A 21,038-nucleotide genomic window follows, 5' to 3' on the forward strand; every position below is an offset into this window, starting at 1 on the left:
CAGGGGAGTTGCACCATGGTCCACCAAGCCCTCGCGCGGGAGATGCGCGGTCTGCGAGAGCAGGTGAGCGGCATCACCGACACCGCGGTCGCGGCGGCCGACGGGCTGCTCATCGCCGCCGACACCGCCGACTCCATCGATCCCGAGGGCCTAGCCGCCCTCGCCGCGGCCGGTCTCGGCCTCGCCCGCCGTACCGCCGAGGCCACCGACCGCGGCGCCCTGCACCGCACGGTGACCTACGGCAGCCACGGCTGCGCCGCCTTCTACGCCGTCGGCGACACCGCGCTCATGATCGTGCTCGGCGACGAGGGCATGGACGTGGACCGGCTGCACACGGCGACCCAGCCGGCCCTGCGCCGCATCGACCTGATCCTCACCGGCCCGGCCGGGGAGACCGTGAAGGCCGCCGAAGGAGTCTGAAGGGATGGCGACGAAGCGTATGACCCCGGGTTTCTCCGACCAGGTGATGGGCCTGGTCAAAGCACTGCGTACGGATGCCCCCGACTGCGTCGCCTCCGGCGTCGTCGACATGTCGACCGGCATGCTGCTCTCCTACGAGACCGTCGACAACCATCCGCCCGAGGTCCTCGACCTGCTCGCGGGCGCGACCCTCGACCTCTTCCAGGGCCGTACGGTCGTCATGATCGAGGACGTCTTCAAGGAGCGGCGCGGGATCACCGGTGACAACCACTTCTTCCAGGAGATCCTCGTCAACAGCGACAACCTCACCCACCTGTTCGTGCGGATGACCGAGCAGCAGGACGTCGTCGCGGTGGTCGTCTGCCGCAAGTCCGTCAACGTGGGGATGTTGTTCGCGCAGGTGCGCAGGGTGGTGAAGGAGTACCGGCTGTGAGCGTGCCGAGGGCTCCTCACCGCGTTTCCCCGGTGAGGAGCCCTCGGCCGTGCGTGGCCTACTCCGTGCGCAGCCCGTCCGGCCGCATCAGCCGTACCAGCGGGGGCAGGCTCAGCAGCGTCACCAGGAGGACGACCGCCGCGCCGCAGCCGGCCATGGCCAGGACGCTCGCCCAGTCCACGCCCACCGGTGTGTCCGTCATCCGCAGCAGCACCGCGCCCAGGGTGAGTCCCACCACCGAGGCCGGCAGCAGGCCCAGCGCGACCGGGACCGCCGTCTGCCACAGCACCGACAGGCCCAGCGTGCGCCGCCGGGTGCCGAAGGCGACCAGCGACGACAGCAGCTTGCGGCGCTCGCGCAACTGCTCCAGCTGCGACACCAGCAGGCTCGCCCCGATCAGCGCCAGCACACAGACGGCGCCGACGAGCAGCCCGGTGCGGATCGAGTCGTACTTCGAGGACGTCGTCGTGGCCGACCAGGTCGTCGGGTCGGTCAGCGGGCCGATCGCGGCGGCGGTGTTGCGGACGTGCTCGACGGCGTCGGGCACCGACTCGTCGACCGAGAGGTAGAGCTGGCCGCTGGTCACCTTCTGGAGGTCTTCGGGCAGCGCGGCCGGTGTCATCAGGAAGCCGCCGCGCCGGGTGCCGGTCGGGTCCTCGGCCGCGTGGGCGCGGGTGACGCCCGCCGGGACGGTCCAGACGACCTCCGTGCCGCTCGCGGGGGAGGACGACTCCAGGTACAGCTTCGTGCCGGGCACGTTCAGCTTCGGCCCGTCGGCGGAGTAGTCGGAACCGTCGAGGACGAACAGGTCGCCGTCCGCGCAGGACGGCAGCTCGGCCACCTCGCGCAGCGCCGCGCAGTCGCCGACGGTCAGCTCGGTGGCGAGGTCCGGGCCGTTCTCGCCGCGCCAGCTGGAGTCGCCGAGGTAGCCCTCCCCCAGGGCCGTGACCTTCCGTACGCCCTCGGTCTCGGTGAACTTCCGGGCGCTCGCCGCCAGCGAGGTGCCGTCCGGCACGCTCACCTGCATCTGCGCCCGGCCGAGGTCCATGGGGGTGTCCTCGGTGTACTGGCCGTCGAGCCCGGCGAACAGCATCTGGAGCGCGATCGCCCCGGCCACCGCCACCGCGATGCCGTTGACCATCCGGGCCGCGGAACCGCTGCTCAACTGGAGGCGGCGCACGGCGAGCTGCCAGGCGACCCCGCCCGCGCCCAGCCGGGCGACGAACCGCTCCACCAGCCACGGCAGCAGCGCGGTCACCCCGACGAGGAGGAGCAGGACGCCGCCGACCACCAGGTACTGGTTGAAGTCGCCGTTGGCGCGGCCCTGGCCGATCATCGGGTAGAGCAGGGCGAGGCCGGTCACCGGCAGCAGCAGCCGCCACCACAGCCGGCGCCGCGAGGGCTTCGCCGCGCGCACCACGCCGAGCGGCTCGATCACCACACCGCGCAGCGCGACCAGGGTGACCAGCACGGCGGCCGACGGGACCGCCACCGCCACCAGTGCGGCCAGCACCGGCGAGGGGTCGAGGTAGCTGGGCCACACGCTGATGCCCATCACCTCCACCGACCCCGCCACCTGGCGTCCGATCAGGAAGAAGCCCGTGCCGAGGACCAGGCCGAGCAGCGCGCCGGCCATCGCCTCGCCCGCCGCGATGCGCCGGGCCATCCGGCTGTCGGCGCCGACCAGCCGCAGCGCGGCGAGCCTGCGGTCGCGCCGCTCGCCGCCGAAGCGGACGGCCGCCGCGATGAACACCGCGACCGGCATCAGCAGCACCACGATCACCACGAGGTTCAGCAGGACCAGGACCGGGTCGTCCTCCTCCTCCGGTTGGTTCCGGTCCCCGAACCGCTCCAGCCGGGACACCGTCGAGCCGTCGACGCGCGCGGCGAGCCCGGAGGCGCCCGCGTAGTAGGCGAGTTCCCGCGAGCCGATGAGCCCGCTCTCCCCGATGGTCCCTACGATCCGGTACGGCAGCCGCTCGCGCAGCAGCTTCGCGCCGTCCGAGGCGAGCAGCTCCTTCAGCGCGGGGGAGACCACCATGTCGCCCTCGGCCGGGTACGCGTCCACCCCGGGCGGCAGCGGCGCGCGCGGTCCCTCCGGCTCCACCAGCCGGCCGCGGATGTCCCGGTCCCGGAACGCCGTGTCGACGTCGGCGACGAGCAGGGTGTCGTCGGCCGCGGACGGCGGCTCGGAGCCGAACGTGTAGTCGATACGGGCCTGTTCGCGGGCGTGCCGCTCCGTGAGCGCGTTCGGTAACGCGGTCGACAGCAGCAGCAGTGCCACGCCGAGTCCGACGCCCACCGCCGTCAGCACGGTCCGGACCCAGCTCTCCCGCCCGCCGGCGAAGGCGAACCGGACCCCCAGCCCCAGGTCGCGAGGCCACCGCGGCAGGCTCATACGATCCGCTCCATGTCCCGGGACTTCCCGTCCCGTACGACGATCTCGCGGTCGGACCAGGCGGCCACCCGCGCCTCGTGCGTGACCAGCACGACGGCCGTGTTCGCGGACCGGGCGGCGTCGGTGAGCAGCTCCATCACGCGCTCGCCGTTGAGGGAGTCCAGCGCGCCGGTCGGCTCGTCGGCGAACACCACCCGCGGGCCGGTGACCAGGGAGCGGGCCACCGCGACCCGTTGCCCCTGCCCGCCGGAGACCTCGCCGGGCCGTTTGCCGGCCAGGTCGTCGGCCTCCAGCCGTTCCATCCAGCTCAGCGCGGTCCGCTCCGCCTGCTTGCGCGGGGTGCCGTTCAGCCGGAGCGGCAGCGCCACGTTCTCCACGCAGGTCAGCTCCGGCACCAGCTGCCCGAACTGGAACACGAACCCGAACTCCGAGCGCCGCAGCGCGCTGCGCCGGGCGTCGCCCAGGGTGGTGAGCTCCTGTCCGTCGTAGGTGATCGAACCCGAGTCGGGGGTGACGATCCCGGCGAGGCAGTGCAGCAGCGTGGACTTGCCGGACCCGGACGGGCCCATGACGGCGACGACCTCGCCGGGGTGGACGGAGAAGTCGGCGCCGTCGAGGGCGAGGGTCGGACCGTAGGCCTTCCGCAGGTCCTCGGCGGCGAGCAGGGAGCCGGCGGGGGCGCTCATGACGTCACCGCCCGGCGCAGCCTGTCGAGGCGCGCGGCGGTCAGCTCCAGCCAGCGCACGTCGGCCTCGAGGTGGAACAGGGCGTGGTCGCAGATCAGCTGGTCGGCGAGGTCGCCCCGGCGCTTGCGGTCGGTCAGGATGCGCATGCCGCGCAGGTGCTCGGCGCGCTGGGTGTCGAGGATCTCGGCCGCGTCGCGGTGGGTGAGCAGGGCGAGGACGACCTTGGTGTACAGCGTCGACTGGAGGTACGGCTCGGGCTTCTCGGGCGTGGCGAGCCAGCGGGCGAGGTCGGTGACGCCGGCGTCGGTGACGGCGTACCGCTTGCGCTCCGGGCCGCCGCCCGGCTCGATGCCGTCGACTTCCACGAGCCCGTTCTTCAGCAGCCGGGACATCGTCGAATAGACCTGGCCGTAGTGCAGCGGCCGGTCGTGACCGAACTTCTCGTCGAAGGCCCGCTTGAGGTCGTAGCCGTGGCGGGGCCCGGACTCCAGGAGTCCCAGAAGGGTGTGACCGATGGACATGGCAGCGACTGTACACACGGTGTATACGCGGTGTGTATACGTGAAGTCCGGGACGGTCGGGAGGAGTTGGTGAGTGCGCAGGTGGGGGCCGATTGTCACAGATCCGCTACAGCGCCGACGGGTCGCCCGTGGCTGTTCCCGGGGCGGCGGGGTGGGGGCGTTGTGCGCCTGCGGCCGTTCCCGGGGTGGCGGGGTGGGGGCGTTGTGCGCCTGCGGCCTTTCCCGGGGTGGCGGCCGCCCCGCGGGGCGCCGGCCGCCGTGCTCAGGGCGACGGCGGCCGGGGCGCGGAGTCCTTGGGCGGCCGTCCGCGACGCGGGAGGGGGCCGGCCTCGCCCGGCAGCCTCCCCGCCTCCTTCAGCGCCTTGCGCAGCAGGAACTCGATCTGGGCGTTCGCCGACCGCAGCTCGTCCGACGCCCACCGGGCCAGCGCGTCGTGGACCGACGGGTCGAGCCGCAGCAGCACCTGCTTGCGCTGCCGCGGCCGACGCTGCGGGGCACCGCCCCCGGCGGGATCCGTCACTGGTACAGGGACCCGGTGTTGAGCACGGGCTGCGGTGACCGGTCCCCGCAGAGCACCACCAGCAGATTCGACACCATCGTCGCCTTCCGTTCGTCGTCCAGTTCCACGATGTCCCGCTCGGCGATCCGGCCGAGCGCGTCCTCGACCATGCCGACCGCGCCGTCCACGATCTGCCGCCGCGCCGCGACCACCGCGCCCGCCTGCTGCCGCTGGAGCATCGCGGAGGCGATCTCCGGGGCGTAGGCGAGGTGGGTGAAGCGGGACTCGATGATCTGCACACCGGCGGCGTCCACGCGCACGCGCAGCTCCGCGGCCAGCTTCTCGGTGATCTCCTCGGCGTTGCCGCGCAGCGAGAGCCCGTCCACGTCATGGGCGTCGTAGGGGTACTCGATGGCGATGTGCCGGACGGCGGCCTCGGTCTGGGTGGAGACGAACTCGACGTAGTCGTCCACCTCGAAGGTCGCCCGGGCGGTGTCCTCGACCCTCCACACCACGACCGCGGCCAGCTCGATCGGGTTGCCGTAGGCGTCGTTGACCTTCAGGACGGCGGTCTCGTGGTTGCGGACCCGGGTGGAGATCTTCGTGCGGGAGGTGAAGGGGTTCACCCAGCGCAGGCCGTCCTCGCGGATGGTCCCGCGGTACCGCCCGAAGAGCTGCACCACGCGGGCCTCGCCCGGTGCCACCATGTTCAGTCCGCGCAGGGAGAGGAGCGAGGCGAGGGCGACGAGCACGCCCACGGTGATCAGGACGGCCTTGCCGGCGGTCGCCGCCACCGCCGCGGCGGCCGCGATCAGCCCGCCGCCGGCCAGCAGCCCGACCAGCCCCGTCAGCAGCGCGAGCCCGCCCCCCACGCTCCGCGCGGGGAACTCCCGCACGCGCGGGGCGGGCATCTCCGGCACGTCGATCTCGGCCGGGACGGGCGCGGCGGGCGCCGGGATCTGCGGGTCGTGCGTGGACATGGGAATCCCCCGTTTCTCGCCGGCCGCTGCCTCGCGAACCGGCTCTCGTCACTCCGGCCTTCTTCACTCCGGCCTTCTTCACTCCGGTCGTCTTCACTCCGGTCGTCTATCTAAGTGATAGCACTTTATTCAGGGATGGCAACCCTGGGGCCCTGTCGTACGTCGATTTCGGTGGAACGGCGTGCCGGTTCCCCCGCGGGGGGTGCTGATTCTCACGCCCGGGCCCGGCCGGATCGGGCCCCCTTCGTCACAGAGAGCGGTGTTAGCTTTCTGAGCTGACCTGCCTCCGGGCACGGGTGCGACTGCCGAACAGGAAGCGGAGCGAGCGGACTCATGGGACGAGCGGACGAGAGACGAGCGCGACAGCGCGGTGGCCGCCGCGCAGCGCCCAGGGACCGTTCGCCGGGGGCGGGCCCGGAGCCGAGCGAGGAGTCGGTGCCGACGGCGCAGGCGGCCACCGGCGTCGCGGCCGGCGGACGCGCGGCGGCCCGCCGGAGCGCCAGGAAGGGCGCCAAGGGCGGCGACAAGGGCCGCATACGCCGGCTCTTCACCTGGAAGAAGATGATCGGCACGTTCCTCGGCGTCTGTCTGCTGGGCATCGGCGCGTTCGTCGTGCTGTACCTGACGACGCCGATCCCCGAGGGCAACGCGGCCGCCCAGTTGCAGAGCAACGTCTACAACTACAGCGACGGCACCCTGCTGACCCGCGACGGCGAGCTCAACCGGGAGAACGTCGACCTCGCCGAGGTCCCCAAGGCCGTCCAGCGCACCTTCGTCGCCGCCGAGAACAAGTCCTTCTACCAGGACGCCGGCGTCGACCTGAAGGGCACCGCCCGCGGTCTGCTCAACACGGTCATGGGCAAGGGCGCCCAGGGCGGTTCGACGATCACCCAGCAGTACGTCAAGAACTACTACCTGACGCAGGAACAGACCGTCACGCGCAAGCTGAACGAACTGGTCATCTCGCTGAAGCTGGACCGGGAGAAGTCCAAGGACTACATCCTCGCCGGCTACATCAACACCAGCTACTACGGCCGCGGCGCCTACGGCATCCAGGCCGCCGCCCAGGCCTACTACCGCGTCGACGCCGACCAGCTCACCGTCGCCCAGGGCGCCTACCTCGCCGCCCTGCTCCAGGCCCCCAGCCAGTACGACTGGGCCGTCGCCACCGACACCGGCAAGAAGCTGGTCCAGCAGCGCTGGAACTACGTCCTGGACAACATGGTCGAGGAGGACTGGCTCGACAAGTCCGAGCGGGACGCCCTGAAGTTCCCGGTGCCCAAGGAGCCCAAGGCCGCCCCCGGCCAGGAGGGCCAGGTCGGCTACCTGGTGAACGCGGCCAACAGCGAGCTGGAGCGGCAGCTCGTCCAGCAGGGCGTCGCGGACAGCAGCAAGGAGGCCGAGGCGATGGTCAACGCCGGCGGCTGGAACATCACGCTGAACATCGACAAGAAGAAGCAGAAGGCGCTGGAGAAGTCCGTCAAGCAGCAGCTCACCAGCAAGCTCGACGCGACGAAGCGCTCCGTCGACGGCGACGTCCAGGCCGGCGCGGTGTCCGTGGACCCGAAGACGGGCGCGGTCGTGGCCATGTACGGCGGGGTCGACTACGTCAAGCACTACACGAACAACGCCACCCGCGCCGACTACCAGCCCGCCTCCACCTTCAAGCCGGTGATCCTCGCCGCGGCCCTGGACCAGGCGGCCCAGACCCAGGACGGCGAGGAGATCACCGCCGACACCCTCTACGACGGCACCAGCAAGCGCCCCGTCGTCGGCAGCGACATCGGCTTCGCCCCGGAGAACGAGGACGACGTCGACTACGGCGACGTCACCGTCCAGACGGCGATGAACAAGTCCATCAACTCCGCCTTCGCGCAGATGGGCGTCGACGTCGGCATGGACAAGGTGCTCCAGACCGCCAGTGACCTCGGCATGGACACCGAGGGCCTGAAGGCCGTGCCCGCGCAGACCCTGGGCACCATGGGCGCGAGCCCCCTCCAGATGGCCGGCGTCTACGCGACCCTCGACAACCACGGCAAGAAGGTCACCCCGGCCGTCATCAAGTCGGTGGAGAACAGCGCCCACGAGGTGGAGCTCTCCGACCCCATCGGCGAGCAGGTCATCAGCCGCGAGGCCGCCGACACGGTCACCTCGGTCCTGACCGGCGTGGTCGACGACGGTACGGCCCAGACGTCCGTACGGGACAACCCCGAGCGCAACGGCCAGAAGGTCGCGGGCAAGACGGGCACCTCCGACAACAACCTGTCGGCCTGGTTCACCGCCTACACCCCCGACCTGGTCACCTCCGTCGGCCTGTTCGGCGAGTCCGCCAAGTCCCCGCACCCCCAGGTCAGCCTGACCGGCGCGACCGGTCTGATCCCCGGCAAGGGCCGCATCAACGGTGGTGGCTACCCGGCGCAGATCTGGGCGGCGTACACCTTCGGCGTCTCCACCAAGGTCACCAAGTTCGACCTGGAGACCGACCAGGGCGCCGCGGTCCAGCCGACCGTGACGGCCGAGCCGTCCCCGTCGGAGTCCCCGGAGCCGACGGAGGAGCCGAGCACCGAGGCCCCGACGTCCAGTGCGCCCGCCGAGAGCGCGACCCCGTCCGAGGAGCCGACCACGGAGGAACCCTCGGAGGAGGCGACCACGGAGGAGCCGTCGGAGTCGCCGACGGCGGAGGAGTCCGAGACGGAGGAATCCGAGAACCCGTTCGAGCAGATGGGCCAGTAGCGGACGGTCCGGTGGTGGACCGTCCGGTGGTGGACGGTCCGGTGACGGCAGGGGGCCCGGTGATCACCGGGCCCCCTGCCGTGTCGCACGGGCTAACCGTGGTTGAGCTCGAACCAGACCACCTTGCCGGTGCTCAGCCGGGTCGCTCCCCAGCGCCGGGCCAGCCGGTTGACGAGGAACAGGCCCCGCCCGCCCTCGTCCGTGGCGCGGGCCTGCCGCAGCCGCGGCAACTGCGGCACGTCGTCCCCGACCTCGCACCGCAGCACATCGGTACGGAGCAGCCGCAGCGTCACCGGCCGGGTGGCGTACCGCACCGCGTTGGTGACCACCTCGCTCACCAGCAGCTCCACGGAGTCGGACAGTTCCTCCAGCCCCCAGCGGGCCAGCGCCCGCCGGGCCAGCCGCCGCGCCCGGCCCGGCGCGGCGTCCTCCGGTTCCAGGTACCAGTACGCCACGTCGTTCGGCGCGATCCCGTCGAAACGCGCGGCGAGCAGCGCGATGTCGTCGTCCCGGTCGCCCGGCCCGAGCATGTCGAGCACCTCGTCGCACAGCGCTTCCAGGGGCGGCGGATGGTCCGGCCCGGTGAGCTGGGCGGTCACCGCGAGCTTCTCGCGCAGTTGCTCTATGCCGGTCGCCACGTCCCGCAGCCGGGACTCGACCAGGCCGTCGGTGTAGAGCAGGAGCGTCGCCCCGGCGGGCGCGTCCAGCTCCACGGCCTCGAAGTCGACGCCGCCCACCCCGATCGGCGCGCCCGGCGGCACCCGCAGCACCTCGGCCCGCCCGCCCAGGTGCAGCAGCACGGGCGGCGGATGGCCGGCGTTGGCGATGGTGATGCGGTGCGAGACCGGGTCGTACACGGCGTACAGGCAGGTCGCCATGCGGTCGGTGCCCAGGCGCTGCGCCTGCTCGTCCAGGTGGTGCAGCACCTCCTGGGGCGGCAGGTCGAGCCCGGCGAGCGTCTGCGCCGTGGTCCGCAGCTGGCCCATGATCGCGGCCGACGTCATGGAGTGACCCATGACGTCCCCCACCACCAGCGCCACCCGGCTGCCCGGCAGCGGGATCGCGTCGTACCAGTCGCCGCCGACCCGCGCGGTCTCCGCGGCGGGCAGATAGCGGGAGGCCAGCCGGACGCCCGTGGGGCGCGGCAGGGTCTCCGGCAGCATCGTGCGCTGGAGCTCGTCGGCGATGTACGCCTCACGGTCGTACAGCACCGCCTTGTCGATGCCGAGGGCGCTGTGCGTGGCGAGCTGGGCGGCGACCAGCAGGTCGTCGTTCTCGAAGGGGATGCGGTCCGGGCGGCGGATGAACACCGCGGCCCCGATCACCCGGCGCCGGCCGCGCAGCGGGGCCAGGATCGCCCGCTGGCCGTCCGGCACGTCCAACTGGCTGTCCTCGCCGAGCAGTTCCGGGAGCGCGGCGCGCGCGGCCGGATGGTCGGCGAAGACCGGGCGCACCCCGCGCAGCACCTCTGCCAGCGCGCCGCCGGGCCGCACCTCGCACAGCTCCGCGATCGCCGCCGACAGCTCCGACAGCTCCGGTGTCTCCGGGGGCGGCAGGCCGAGCGCCGCGAACCCCGTCTCGGTGTCGCGCTCCTCGGGGATGCGGTCGGTGCGCCGCAGCCGCAGCACGACCCGGTCCGCGACGGGCCGTTCGTCGCCCACCGGCAGGGGGTCGCGCAGGTAGACGAGGATCGCGTCGGAGAACGTCGGCACGGTGGCTCGGCACAGCCCCATCACGATCTCGTCCAGGTCCAGGCCCCGGGCGATCCGCCGGGTGGCCGCGCCCACGAAGCGCAGCCGGTCCCCGTCCCGCCGCATCGGCGTGGGCCGGCCCGGAGCCGGCGCCTGGCCGGTGCGGCGCTCCGGCCCGTCGGCGCCGTGCTCCGGCCGCGTCTCGGCGCCCGGCTGGACCGGGATGGACTCGGGCGCGGGCCGCGGCCGGTGCTCCCCGACGCCCGGCTTCGACCCCGCGGACGGCACGCCCAGCGGCTCGGCGGCCGTGGGCTGGGAGTGCTCGGAGCCGGACGCGGCCGGTTCCGTCCCCTTGCCGCGCGGCGCGGTGCCCGGGGCGTCCTCGGTGCGGCCCTGGGCGGCGGCGGACGGTAAGGCGGCGGAGCCCGGCGCGGAGGCCTGGGTACGCAACAGCGCCCCGCGGGGGTCCGTGGGGTCGACGCCCTGGGGGCGTTCGTAGGAGGTGGGCTGCTCCGTCACGCGTGTCGAATCCGTCCGTCCGGGGCTGCGCGCCGTGCGTGCAGTCGGTCCCGCAGAGAACCCGATACCCGGAACACATGTCCCCGGAACGGAATTCCCGCGTGGTCAGAGGCTGTTCCTGTGTCACCGGTGGATCGGGCACGGCCGCGAGGGCCCACGTCGAAGGCCCTGCCGGTGTTGCCCTCGTACCCCTCGCTCACGTCCTGCCGCCCCTCGGTGACGTTGGGTCAGACTCGGCGTCTGATCCGGGAGTTGCTCTGTGCTGCGCTTGCGGAGGACGATCCTACGTTTGTTGCCCGGGGGCGCAGCAAGGGTCTCATGTGGACAGGTGCGCGGGCACCCGGTCCCAGTCCTCCGGCAGCAACGGTACGGCCCAGGACGGATCCGGGCGCCAGTGCTGCCAGCCCTCGTCGAACGGCGGCCCCCAGGCGCGGATCGCCGCCACGGCGGCCCGGCCCGCCTCCCGCACCCGCCCGGCCGCCGCCGCGTCCATCAGGCCGTCCTGCTGGGCCTGCGCGAACTCGTCCTCGTCGCGCCACTCCCAGGTCCGGTCCTCGTAGACGCAGAGGTCCAGGAAGTGGTCCTCGGAGTCGACGCCGCCGTCCCAACGGGCCAGCGGTTCCTCGAGGTTGACGTACCAGTTCTTGAACTGCCAGCCCGGCTCCCAGAACAGCCACACCGACCAGGGCTCGCCGGGCCGGGCCAGCTTCAGCACGCCCGTGCCGAACCAGCGGTCGAGCACCATGCTGCGCGGCTTGACGTACCGGCTGTGCAGCGGTTCCTGGTGCAGCGGGGTGCCGTCCGCGAGGACGGGCTTGACGCACTCGGTGCCGGGGGCGAGCCACACGGCGAGCACGTCCTCGTCGTCGCGGACGACGGTCACGGGCCGGACGATGTGCAATCGCTCGCCGCCGTTCTCCCGGTAGCGCCACAGGATCTGGTCACCGGGCTCCCAGAAGGCCGCCGCACCGCCCGTTCCCACGTGTCTCACCGCTCCGCCGTCTGCCATGCACAGATATTAGGTGCCATGGGCATACGACGCTGCGGCGCGCGTCACGGTTCTCGCGCCGGGCGTGAAACGTCACGGACGTGTCATCCGCAGGACATCGAGCGCCTCGTCGAGCTGTTCGAGCGTCAGGTCGCCGCGCTCGACGTACCCGCCCTCCAGGACCGCCTCCCGGATGGTCCGCCGCTCCGCCAGCGCCTTCTTGGCGACCTTCGCGGCCTCCTCGTAGCCGATGTACTTGTTGAGCGGGGTGACGACGGACGGCGACGACTCGGCGTACTCGCGGGCCCGTTCGCGGTGGGCGACGATGCCGTCGACCGTCCGGTCGGCGAGCAGCCGGGAGACGTTGGCGAGCAGCCGGACCGACTCCAGCACGTTCTTCGCGATGACCGGCAGCATGACGTTGAGCTCGAAGTTGCCGGCGGCGCCCGCCGCGGCGACCGTGGCGTCGTTCCCGGTGACCTGCGCGGCGACCATCAGCACGGCCTCCGGGATCACCGGGTTGACCTTGCCGGGCATGATCGAGGAGCCGGGCTGGAGGTCGGGCAGGGAGATCTCGGCCAGTCCGGTGCGCGGTCCCGAGGCCATCCACCGCAGATCGTTGGCGATCTTCGTCAGTCCCACGGCGATGGTCCTGAGCTGCCCGCTGGTCTCGACGACGCCGTCGCGGGCGCCCTGCGCCTCGAAGTGGTCGCGGGCCTCGGTCAGCGGCAGCCCGGTGACCCGGGCGACCTCCTGGATGACGGCGGCGGAGAAGCCGGGGGGCGTGTTGATGCCGGTGCCGACGGCGGTGCCGCCCAACGGCAGTTCGGCCAGCCGGGGCAGCGAGGCCCGCAGCCGCTCGACGCCGTACCGCATCTGGGCGGCGTACCCGCCGAGCTCCTGGCCCAGTGTCACCGGGGTGGCGTCCATGAGGTGGGTCCGCCCGGACTTCACCACGTCGGCGAACTCCCCGGCCTTCCGCTCCAGCGCGGCGGCCAGGTGCTCCAGGGCCGGGATCAGGTCGCGGGTGACGGCGGCGGTGGCGGCGATGTGGAGGGAGGAGGGGAAGACGTCGTTGGACGACTGCGAGGCGTTGACGTGGTCGTTGGGGTGGACGTCCCGGCCCAGGCGCTCGGCCGCCAGCGTCGCGACGACCTCGTTGGTGTTCATGTTGGACGAGGTCCCCGACCCGGTCTGGAACACGTCCACCGGGAAGTGCTCGTCCCACCGGCCCTCGGCCACCTCGGCGGCCGCCTCCTGGATCGCCTCGGCGATCTCCTTGTCGAGCACCCCCAGTTCGGCGTTGACCTTGGCGGCGGCGCCCTTGATCCTGGCGAGGGCCTCGATGTGCGCGCGCTCCAGGCGCTGCCCGGAGACGGGGAAGTTCTCCACGGCCCGCTGCGTCTGGGCCCGCCACTTCGCGTGCGCGGGAACGCGGACCTCGCCCATGGAGTCGTGCTCGATGCGGTAGTCGCTCATACCGGGTTCAGCGTGGGGGCGGGCGCGGTTGTTCCGGGAGTGGTCCGATCGGGGTCCCCCAAAAGCCTGTCCGGCGTTTGAGGACGAGGCCCGTCCAGGGCCGAAGCGGGGGTCCGGGGGCGCAGCCCCCGGGGACGATGGGGGTCCCCCGCTCGAGCGAAGCCGAGAGTGGGGGAGGGAAGGGGCGTCGGGGGCGAGAGAACTCCCGCCTCCGCCGCCCCGCCGTACAAGGCGCTACGCCAGCCCCGGCCCCCGCACCGGGATCGACGTGAACGTCGGCGCCGGCGCCGGGTCCTTGAAGAAGTCGTTGCCCTTGTCGTCGACGACGACGAACGCCGGGAAGTCCTCGACCTCGATCTTCCAGACCGCCTCCATGCCGAGTTCCTCGTACTCGACGACCTCGACCTTCTTGATGCAGTCCTGGGCCAGCCGCGCCGCCGGCCCGCCGATCGAGCCGAGGTAGAACCCGCCGTGCGCGCCGCACGCGTCGGTGACCTGCTGCGAGCGGTTGCCCTTGGCCAGCATCACCTTGGAGCCGCCCGCCGCCTGGAACTGCTCGACGTAGGAGTCCATGCGGCCGGCCGTCGTCGGACCGAAGGAACCGGAGGCGTACCCCTCCGGGGTCTTCGCCGGACCCGCGTAGTACACCGGGTGGTCCTTCAGGTACTGCGGCATCTCCTCACCGGCGTCCAGCCGCTCCTTGATCTTGGCGTGCGCGATGTCGCGCGCCACGACCAGCGGACCGGACAGCGACAGCCGGGTCTTGACCGGGTACTTGGTCAGCTCGGCGAGGATGTCGTCCATCGGCTGGTTCAGGTCGATCCGGACGACGTCGCCGTCCTGTTCGAGGTGCTCGTCGGTGGTGTCGGGCAGGAACCGCGCCGGGTCCGTCTCCAGCTGCTCCAGGAAGACGCCCTCCGCGGTGATCTTCGCGACGGCCTGCCGGTCGGCCGAGCAGGAGACGGCGATGGCCACCGGGCAGGAGGCCCCGTGGCGCGGCAGCCGCACCACGCGCACGTCGTGGCAGAAGTACTTGCCGCCGAACTGCGCGCCGATGCCGATCTTCTGCGTCAGCTCGAAGACCTTCTCCTCCAGCTCCTTGTCGCGGAAGCCGTGCCCGAGCGGCGAGCCCTCGGCCGGGATCTCGTCCAGGTAGTGCGCGGAGGCGTACTTCGCGGTCTTCAGCGCGTACTCGGCGCTGGTGCCGCCGACCACGATCGCCAGGTGGTACGGCGGGCAGGCGGCCGTACCGAGCGAGCGGATCTTCTCCTCCAGGAACTTCATCATGGAGGCCTCGTTCAGGACGGCCTTCGTCTCCTGGTACAGGAAGGACTTGTTGGCGGAGCCGCCGCCCTTCGCCATGAACAGGAACTTGTAGGCGCCGCCGTCCGTGGCGTACAGCTCGATCTGGGCCGGCAGGTTGGAACCGGTGTTCTTCTCCTCCCACATGGTGACGGGGGCCATCTGGGAGTAGCGGAGGTTCAGCTTCGTGTACGCGTCGTAGATGCCGCGGGAGAGCGCCTCCTCGTCCCGCCCCTGCGTGAGCACGTTCTGCCCGCGTTTGCCCATGACGATCGCCGTGCCGGTGTCCTGGCACATCGGCAGCACGCCCGCCGCGGCGATGTTGGCGTTCTTCAGCAGGTCGAGGGCGACGAACTTGTCGTTGCCCGACGCCTCCGGGTCGTCGACGATCCGGCGCAGCTGCGCGAGGTGGGCCGGGCGCAGGTAGTGCTGGATGTCGTGGATCGCCTCCTCGGCCAGCTTGCGCAGCGCCTCCGGCTCCACCTTGAGGAAGGTCCGCCCGTCGGCCTCGACGGTGGAGACACCTTCGGAGGTCACCAGCCGGTACGGGGTGGTGTCCTCTCCCATGGGGAGCAGATCGGTGTACGCGAACTCAGGCATCTCGCCCATTCCTCACTCGACTGACGCGTGCGGCCGGTTTCCAGAGCACGACGGCTGGCCTCCTTCGGCAGCGCTCACCAGCGTAGAACCTGCCGTCGGCGGTGAGCTTGTGAGGTAAGGCTCAGTTCGGCCTCGACGGGGACTGTCGCGATCTATCGTGTCTCGGTACGCTGCTGTCGTGGACCTTCAGAAGCGGACCGCCCCGCGTGCCCCCGCCGCCGACCCGCGCGCCTCCGTGGCCGAGCTGCGTGCCTCGGACGCCGACCGTGACCGCATCGTCGGCATCCTGCGCGAGGCCCTCGCGGAGGGACGCCTCACCGCCGACGAGCACGCCGAGCGCGTCGAGGGCGTGCTGGCCGCCAGGACGGTCGGCGAACTGGACGTGTTCATCAGGGACCTGCCCGCGGCCCACCACCGGCACGTCCCGCCGTACGCCCCCGCCGCGCACCGTCCGCCGCCCGGCGCGCTCCCCGCCGACCCGGACGACAACCTGGTCGCCGTCTTCAGCAGCAGCGTCCGCAGGGGCCGTTGGCGGGTCGGCCGCCGCATCCACGCGTACGCGGTGTTCGGCAGCGTCGAGATCGACCTGAGCGAGGCGCTGTTCGAGTACCGGCACGTCGTCGTCAGGGCGGTCTCAATCTTCGGCAACGTCGAGGTCCGCGTCCCGGAGAACGTCTCGCTGTTCGGCACCGGCGGCGGTGTCCTCGGCACCTTCGAGGTCGACACGCTCGACTCCGCCGATCCCGACGCGCCGGTCGTCCACGTCGAGGGGTGGGCCGTCCTCGGCCACATCGAGGGCCGGCCCCGGCGCGGCCGGGTCGTCGCGGACATCCTCGACAAGGTGCACCGCAAGGTCGACCGGGGTTTGCGCAGGCATCTGGACCGTTGACGGTCGCGAACCGGCGGGCGGGGCGGTGGGACGGGCCGAGGGGGAGGGCCGCGGGGCGCACCGGAAGGGGCCGGCCGGCGGGCGGACCGGCGGGCCGGGTGAGCGCCGGTCCCCGGCGGGAGCGTGCGCGAGGCCTGGTCCCCGGCGCGGGGTCCGGTCCGGCGGTCGGGAACTCAGTGCATAGGCGCGCGCACAGCGGGTAGGCCTTGCTGCATCGTCTCTCGCTCGCGAAGCCGTCGTCAGGAGTAGACCGTGCTGCAACCGCCGCATTCGTCCCTGCAGGTCGCCGCAGTTCCGGCCCAGCGGGTGCCGGCGCGGGACAGGGACCAAGACGCTCCGTGGCACACCGAGGCCGTGTGCCGGCGCGACGAGGCAGGCCTGTTCTTCGCCCCCTCCAAGGAGCCCACCGCCGCCCGGCTCTCCCGCGAGGAGGCCGCCAAGCGGGTCTGCGCCCGCTGTCCCGTGATGGTCGAGTGCCGCGAGCACGCCCTGCTCCAGCCCGAGCCGTACGGCGTCTGGGGCGGCCTCACCGCCGCCGAGCGCCGTGTGGTCCTCGCGCGCCGTCGGCGCCGCGACATGGAGCTGAAGAAGGCGGCCCGGGCCACCGACCGCATAGCGGCGGCCGGCTGACGCACATCGACAAGGGGCGCCCCCTCCGCACCGGGGGCGCCCCCTTTCGTCCGGGACGGGCCGTCACGCTCGTTCAGGCCCTCCCGCAGGCCACCTACTTCGCGCGGTCGAAGTCGATCGCGCTGTAGGCCCGCAGCTTGCTCAGCCGGTGCTCGGAGTCGATCCGCCGCACCGTCCCCGACTTCGACCGCATCACGATCGAGTCGGTCGTCGCGGTCTCCGAGCGGTAGCGCACCCCGCGCAGCAGCTCGCCGTCGGTGATCCCGGTGGCGACGAAGAAGACGTTCTCGCCCTTCACCAGGTCCTCGGTCGTCAGCACGCGGTCCAGGTCGTGCCCCGCGTCGATCGCCCGCTGCCGCTCCTCGTCGTCCTTGGGCCACAGCTTGCCCTGGATGGTGCCGCCCAGGCACTTCACGGCGCAGGCCGAGATGATGCCCTCGGGGGTGCCGCCGATGCCGAGCAGCAGGTCGATGCCGGTGCCCTCGCGCAGCGCCAGGATCGAGCCGGCCACGTCACCGTCCGAGATCAGCTTGATGCGCGCGCCGGTGTCCCGGATCTCCTTGATGATCCCCTCGTGCCGGGGCCGGTCCAGGATGACGACGGTGACGTCCTCCGGCGTGGCCCGCTTGGCCTTGGCGACCCGGCGGATGTTGACCCCGACGGGTGCGTCGATGTCGACGAACTCGGCGGCCTCCGGGCCGGTGACCAGCTTGTCCATGTAGAACACGGCGGACGGGTCGAACATCGCGCCACGCTCGGTGGCGGCGAGGACGGCGATCGCGTTCGGCATGCCCTTGGCCGTCAGCGTGGTGCCGTCGATCGGGTCGACGGCGATGTCCACCTCCGGCCCGGTGCCGTCGCCGACGCGTTCGCCGTTGAAGAGCATCGGCGCCTCGTCCTTCTCGCCCTCGCCGATGACGACCACGCCGTTCATCGAGACGGTGGAGACGAGGGTCCGCATCGCCCGCACCGCGGCACCGTCGGCGCCGTTCTTGTCGCCGCGCCCGACCCAGCGGCCCGCGGCCATCGCCGCCGCTTCGGTCACCCGGACGAGTTCCAGGGCGAGGTTGCGGTCGGGAGCCTCGGAGGGGACATCGAGTTCGGACGGCAAGTGATGGTGCTCGGTCATCGGAGCGCACCTTTCTGATACGACGACGGCCGGATGAGGGTTCGAAACCCGACTCTATCGCCAGTCCGACAAAATGAGCAGGGGACCCCACGGATGAGCGCACCGGGCACCTGCGACGATAGGGGGCGTGGCAGGTTCGAAAGGCAAGATGCAGACGGTCCGGGACATGGTCCTCTCCCTCGGAGTGATCATGATCGCAGGCCTGGTGATGTACCTCTTCATCCCGCACGACGACCACGCTCCCGACGTCCAGCGCGTCGACTACCGCGTGGAACTGCTCACGGCACGTCGCGCGGCCTCCTACCCGATCGCCGCGCCGGAGGGCCTGCCGTCCACCTGGAAAGCGACCTCGGTGCGCTTCGACGGCACCGAGTACGACGCCTGGCACCTGGGCTTCCACACGCCCGACGGGGAGTACGTCCAGGTCGAGCAGTCCACTCAGAAGCCGTCCACGTTCATCGACGAGGCGACGCAGGGCGGCCGGCGGGCGGAGCGGACCGAGCAGCTCGCCGGCCGCACCTGGACCCGCTACACCGAGGGCCGCTACGACGCCCTCGTCGTGGAGAGCGCCGACGGATCGACGACGGTGGTGGCCGGCACGGCGTCGTGGGCCGAGCTGGCGCGGTTCGCGGAGTCGCTGGAGACGTCGGAGACCTCGTCGTCGCAGACGGCGTCGGAGACGGCGTGAGTGCGCCGCGCCGCCTCACGGCCGTACCGCCCTCCCGGTGGGCGCGCCGCGCCGCCTGAGGTGAGCGACGACCGAGGCCCCCGGCGGGATCGCCGGGGGCCTCGGTCGTGCCGTGCGCGAGCTGTCAGACCGTGGTCACGACCTGCTCGTACGTCAGGCGCGGGGAGCGCGGGAACCAGGCGTTCTCGCCCGGCTTGCCGATGTTGACGACCATCAGCGGGGTGTGGTCGTCGTCCAGGAACTCCTTGCGGACGCCCTCGAAGTCCAGACCGGTCATCGGGCCGGCGGCCAGACCGGCGGCGCGGACGCCGATGATGAAGTAGGCGGCCTGGAGGGCGGCGTTCAGCAGGGCGGCGCTCTCACGGGCCGGACGCTCGCTGAAGAAGAGGTCCTTGGCCTGCGGGAAGTGCGGGAGGAGCTGCGGCAGCTCCTCGTGGAACTCGTTGTCCGCGGAGAGGATCGCGACCAGCGGCGCGGCGGCGGTCTTGGCCTGGTTGCCCTCGGCCAGGTGCTGGACCAGACGCTCGCGGGCCTCGGGGGAGCGGACCAGGGTGATACGCAGCGGGGTCTGGTTGAAGGCGGTCGGCCCGTACTTGACCAGGTCGTAGATCGCCTGCACCTGCTCGTCGGTCACCGGCTCGTCGGTGAAGGTGTTCGCGGTGCGGGCCTCGCGGAACAGCAGGTCCTGGGCGGCGGGGTCAAGAACGAGAGACATGCGTGGACTTCCCTGGGGTGCGCGTCCGGACCCGGGTGCACCGGACCGGCTGACGTGATCGACCGTACGCCATGGAAGTTCAAGCTTCAACTAGCGGTGGGGCGGGGGTGACCGCCCTCACAGCCGTCCGCCGCGTCACCCCTCCTCCTCCGCCTCCCCCTCCTCCGCGAGCGCCGCGTCCAGCCGTGCCCGCGCGCCCTCCAGCCAGCGCCGGCACACCTTGGCCAGCTCCTCCCCGCGCTCCCACAGGGCGAGGGACTCCTCCAGCGTCGTACCCCCCGCCTCCAGGCGGCGTACGACCTCGATCAGCTCGTCGCGCGCCTGCTCGTACCCCAGCGCCTCGTCCGTCCTGCCCGTCATGCACCCAGCCCCTGATCGTCGACTCGTACCGTGAACTCACCCTCGGCGACCCGCGCGCGCAGCGCCTCGTCCGCCGTCACCTCGCCCGGATCCCGCACCACGTGCCCGTCGGCCCGCTGGAGCACCGCGTACCCCCGCTTCAGCGTGGCGGCCGGCGAGAGCGCCACCACGCGCGCGTGGGTGTGCGTCAGCTCGGAGTCCGCGCGGTCCAGGAGATGGCCGAGGGTACGGCGGGAGCGGTCGACCAGCGAGGCGAGGTGATCCGCCCGCTCGTCGATCATCCGGTGCGGATCCTGGATCACCGGCCGCGCCAGCGCGTGCGCCAGCCCCCGCTCCTCCCGCTCCACGAATGCCTCAGCGCACCGGCGAGCCCGGCCGCGCAGCATCCGCACCCGCTCCAGCTCCTCGCCGACGTCCGGCACGACCTTCTTCGCCGCGTCGGTGGGCGTCGAGGCCCGCAGGTCGGCCACATGGTCCAGCAGCGGGTTGTCCGGCTCGTGGCCGATCGCCGACACCACGGGCGTACGGCAGGCCGCGACCGTCCGCACCAGCTGTTCGTCGGAGAACGGCAGCAGGTCCTCCACGCTCCCGCCCCCGCGCGCCACGACGATCACGTCCACCTCCTCCAGCGCGTCCAGCTCCTTGACGGCCTGTACGACCTGCGGCACGGCGTGCACGCCCTGCACGGCGACGTTGCGCACCTCGAAGCGGACGGCGGGCCAGCGGTGCCGGGCGTTCTCCAGGACGTCCCGCTCGGCGGCGGAGGCCCGCCCGCACACCAGCCCGATGAGCTGGGGGAGGAAGGGCAGCGGCTTCTTCCGCTCGGGAGCGAACAGCCCCTCCGCGGCCAGCGACTTCTTCAGCTGCTCCAGCCGGGCCAGCAGCTCCCCGACCCCCACCGGCCGTATCTCGACCGCCCGCAGCGACAGCTGCCCCCGCGGCGCGTACCACTCCGGCTTGGCGTGCACGACGACCCGCGCGCCCTCGCCGACGACGTCCGCGACCGCGTCGAACACCTGCCGGTAGCACGTCACACTCACCGAGACGTCGTGCGACGGGTCCCGCAGCGTCAGGAAGACGACGCCCGCACCCGGGCGCCGCGACAACTGGGTGATCTGCCCCTCGACCCACACCGCGCCGAGCCGGTCGATCCACCTCCCGATGAGCCGGGACACCTCGCCCACGGGCAGCGGAGTCTCGGCGGACGTGTTGACAGCCATGCCCGCGAGAGTAGTGGCAGCCACTGACAACCGGGCGCCCGCCTCGGCTGCGGCACCGCGTCCGCCTGGGCTGGCCAGCACTGCGCCCGCCTGTGGCCGCCGGCACCGCGTCCGCTTCGGCCGTCGGCATCGCGTCCGCCTAGCTGGGCCGCCGGTAC

The 21,038-nt window shown here is 72.2% G+C and carries 19 protein-coding genes; 6 read left to right on the forward strand and 13 right to left on the reverse strand.

Annotated features, from left to right (window positions below):
* Window positions 1-15: 15 nt before the first annotated feature.
* Window positions 16-420, forward strand: coding sequence for a roadblock/LC7 domain-containing protein (locus ACFYWQ_RS07865; protein ID WP_389513800.1), 405 nt, complete (start codon window positions 16-18; stop codon window positions 418-420).
* A 4-nt stretch (window positions 421-424) separates the two neighbouring features.
* Complete coding sequence (locus tag ACFYWQ_RS07870; protein ID WP_389513802.1) at window positions 425-853, forward strand: hypothetical protein; 429 nt, start codon at window positions 425-427, stop codon at window positions 851-853.
* Between the two features lie 58 nt (window positions 854-911).
* Here ACFYWQ_RS07870 and ACFYWQ_RS07875 read toward each other — a convergent pair whose 3' ends face one another.
* The 5 genes from ACFYWQ_RS07875 to ACFYWQ_RS07895 all read right to left on the reverse strand — a co-directional run bounded on the left by ACFYWQ_RS07875 (window position 912) and on the right by ACFYWQ_RS07895 (window position 5,937).
* Window positions 912-3,251, reverse strand: a complete 2,340-nt coding sequence (locus ACFYWQ_RS07875; protein WP_389513804.1) for an ABC transporter permease — start codon at window positions 3,249-3,251, stop codon at window positions 912-914.
* Entirely contained in the window at window positions 3,248-3,937 is a 690-nt protein-coding gene (locus ACFYWQ_RS07880) for an ABC transporter ATP-binding protein (protein WP_389513806.1), read from the reverse strand. Before ACFYWQ_RS07880 ends, ACFYWQ_RS07875 begins: the two co-directional genes overlap by 4 nt.
* A complete protein-coding gene (locus ACFYWQ_RS07885; protein ID WP_389513808.1) occupies window positions 3,934-4,458 on the reverse strand; it encodes a PadR family transcriptional regulator in 525 nt (174 codons plus the stop codon). The genes ACFYWQ_RS07880 and ACFYWQ_RS07885 overlap by 4 nt, the downstream gene beginning before the upstream one ends.
* Window positions 4,459-4,720: 262 nt before the next feature.
* The gene (locus ACFYWQ_RS07890; protein ID WP_389513810.1) at window positions 4,721-4,978 is read right to left on the reverse strand and encodes a hypothetical protein; all 258 of its coding nucleotides are present in this window, start codon (window positions 4,976-4,978) and stop codon (window positions 4,721-4,723) included.
* Window positions 4,975-5,937, reverse strand: a complete 963-nt coding sequence (locus ACFYWQ_RS07895) for an SPFH domain-containing protein (protein ID WP_389513811.1) — start codon at window positions 5,935-5,937, stop codon at window positions 4,975-4,977. The genes ACFYWQ_RS07890 and ACFYWQ_RS07895 overlap by 4 nt, the downstream gene beginning before the upstream one ends.
* A 333-nt stretch (window positions 5,938-6,270) precedes the next feature.
* Between ACFYWQ_RS07895 and ACFYWQ_RS07900 the strand changes: the two genes are divergently transcribed.
* Window positions 6,271-8,670: a transglycosylase domain-containing protein gene (locus tag ACFYWQ_RS07900; RefSeq protein ID WP_389513813.1), complete on the forward strand. Its 2,400-nt coding sequence runs from the start codon at window positions 6,271-6,273 to the stop codon at window positions 8,668-8,670.
* A gap of 92 nt (window positions 8,671-8,762) precedes the next feature.
* On the opposite strand, the gene ACFYWQ_RS07905 is transcribed toward ACFYWQ_RS07900, so the two are convergent.
* From ACFYWQ_RS07905 to ACFYWQ_RS07920, 4 genes are all read right to left on the reverse strand, one after another.
* The gene (locus ACFYWQ_RS07905) at window positions 8,763-10,880 is read right to left on the reverse strand and encodes a SpoIIE family protein phosphatase (RefSeq protein WP_389513814.1); all 2,118 of its coding nucleotides are present in this window, start codon (window positions 10,878-10,880) and stop codon (window positions 8,763-8,765) included.
* Window positions 10,881-11,196: 316 nt separating this feature from the next.
* On the reverse strand, window positions 11,197-11,889 hold the full coding sequence (locus tag ACFYWQ_RS07910) for a DUF402 domain-containing protein (protein WP_389513816.1): 693 nt from the start codon (window positions 11,887-11,889) through the stop codon (window positions 11,197-11,199).
* 72 nt (window positions 11,890-11,961) lie between these two features.
* Window positions 11,962-13,347 (reverse strand): class II fumarate hydratase, encoded by a 1,386-nt coding sequence (locus tag ACFYWQ_RS07915; protein ID WP_389513818.1) that lies wholly within the window; start codon window positions 13,345-13,347, stop codon window positions 11,962-11,964.
* Window positions 13,348-13,581: 234 nt separating this feature from the next.
* Window positions 13,582-15,249 carry a fumarate hydratase gene (locus ACFYWQ_RS07920; protein WP_389513819.1) on the reverse strand — a complete coding sequence of 556 codons (1,668 nt, stop codon included), beginning with the start codon at window positions 15,247-15,249 and terminating at the stop codon, window positions 13,582-13,584.
* A gap of 178 nt (window positions 15,250-15,427) precedes the next feature.
* Between ACFYWQ_RS07920 and ACFYWQ_RS07925 the strand changes: the two genes are divergently transcribed.
* Both ACFYWQ_RS07925 and ACFYWQ_RS07930 read left to right on the forward strand, forming a co-directional pair.
* Window positions 15,428-16,138 (forward strand): DUF1707 domain-containing protein, encoded by a 711-nt coding sequence (locus tag ACFYWQ_RS07925; RefSeq protein ID WP_389513820.1) that lies wholly within the window; start codon window positions 15,428-15,430, stop codon window positions 16,136-16,138.
* Between the two features lie 252 nt (window positions 16,139-16,390).
* Window positions 16,391-16,768 (forward strand): WhiB family transcriptional regulator, encoded by a 378-nt coding sequence (locus ACFYWQ_RS07930; RefSeq protein WP_389513821.1) that lies wholly within the window; start codon window positions 16,391-16,393, stop codon window positions 16,766-16,768.
* A gap of 94 nt (window positions 16,769-16,862) precedes the next feature.
* Here ACFYWQ_RS07930 and glpX read toward each other — a convergent pair whose 3' ends face one another.
* Window positions 16,863-17,897, reverse strand: a complete 1,035-nt coding sequence (gene glpX / locus ACFYWQ_RS07935; protein WP_389513823.1) for a class II fructose-bisphosphatase — start codon at window positions 17,895-17,897, stop codon at window positions 16,863-16,865.
* A 127-nt stretch (window positions 17,898-18,024) separates the two neighbouring features.
* Between glpX and ACFYWQ_RS07940 the strand changes: the two genes are divergently transcribed.
* Window positions 18,025-18,585 (forward strand): DUF4245 domain-containing protein, encoded by a 561-nt coding sequence (locus ACFYWQ_RS07940; protein WP_389513824.1) that lies wholly within the window; start codon window positions 18,025-18,027, stop codon window positions 18,583-18,585.
* A 124-nt stretch (window positions 18,586-18,709) separates the two neighbouring features.
* On the opposite strand, the gene ACFYWQ_RS07945 is transcribed toward ACFYWQ_RS07940, so the two are convergent.
* The 3 genes from ACFYWQ_RS07945 to xseA all read right to left on the reverse strand — a co-directional run bounded on the left by ACFYWQ_RS07945 (window position 18,710) and on the right by xseA (window position 20,880).
* Window positions 18,710-19,300 (reverse strand): malonic semialdehyde reductase, encoded by a 591-nt coding sequence (locus ACFYWQ_RS07945; RefSeq protein WP_389513826.1) that lies wholly within the window; start codon window positions 19,298-19,300, stop codon window positions 18,710-18,712.
* Window positions 19,301-19,435: 135 nt separating this feature from the next.
* Window positions 19,436-19,660 carry an exodeoxyribonuclease VII small subunit gene (locus ACFYWQ_RS07950; protein ID WP_389513828.1) on the reverse strand — a complete coding sequence of 75 codons (225 nt, stop codon included), beginning with the start codon at window positions 19,658-19,660 and terminating at the stop codon, window positions 19,436-19,438.
* Entirely contained in the window at window positions 19,657-20,880 is a 1,224-nt protein-coding gene (gene xseA / locus ACFYWQ_RS07955; RefSeq protein WP_389513830.1) for an exodeoxyribonuclease VII large subunit, read from the reverse strand. Before xseA ends, ACFYWQ_RS07950 begins: the two co-directional genes overlap by 4 nt.
* Window positions 20,881-21,038: the final 158 nt, after the last annotated feature.

It is taken from the genome of Streptomyces sp. NPDC003247 (genome assembly GCF_042888135.1).
Lineage (GTDB): Bacteria > Actinomycetota > Actinomycetes > Streptomycetales > Streptomycetaceae > Streptomyces.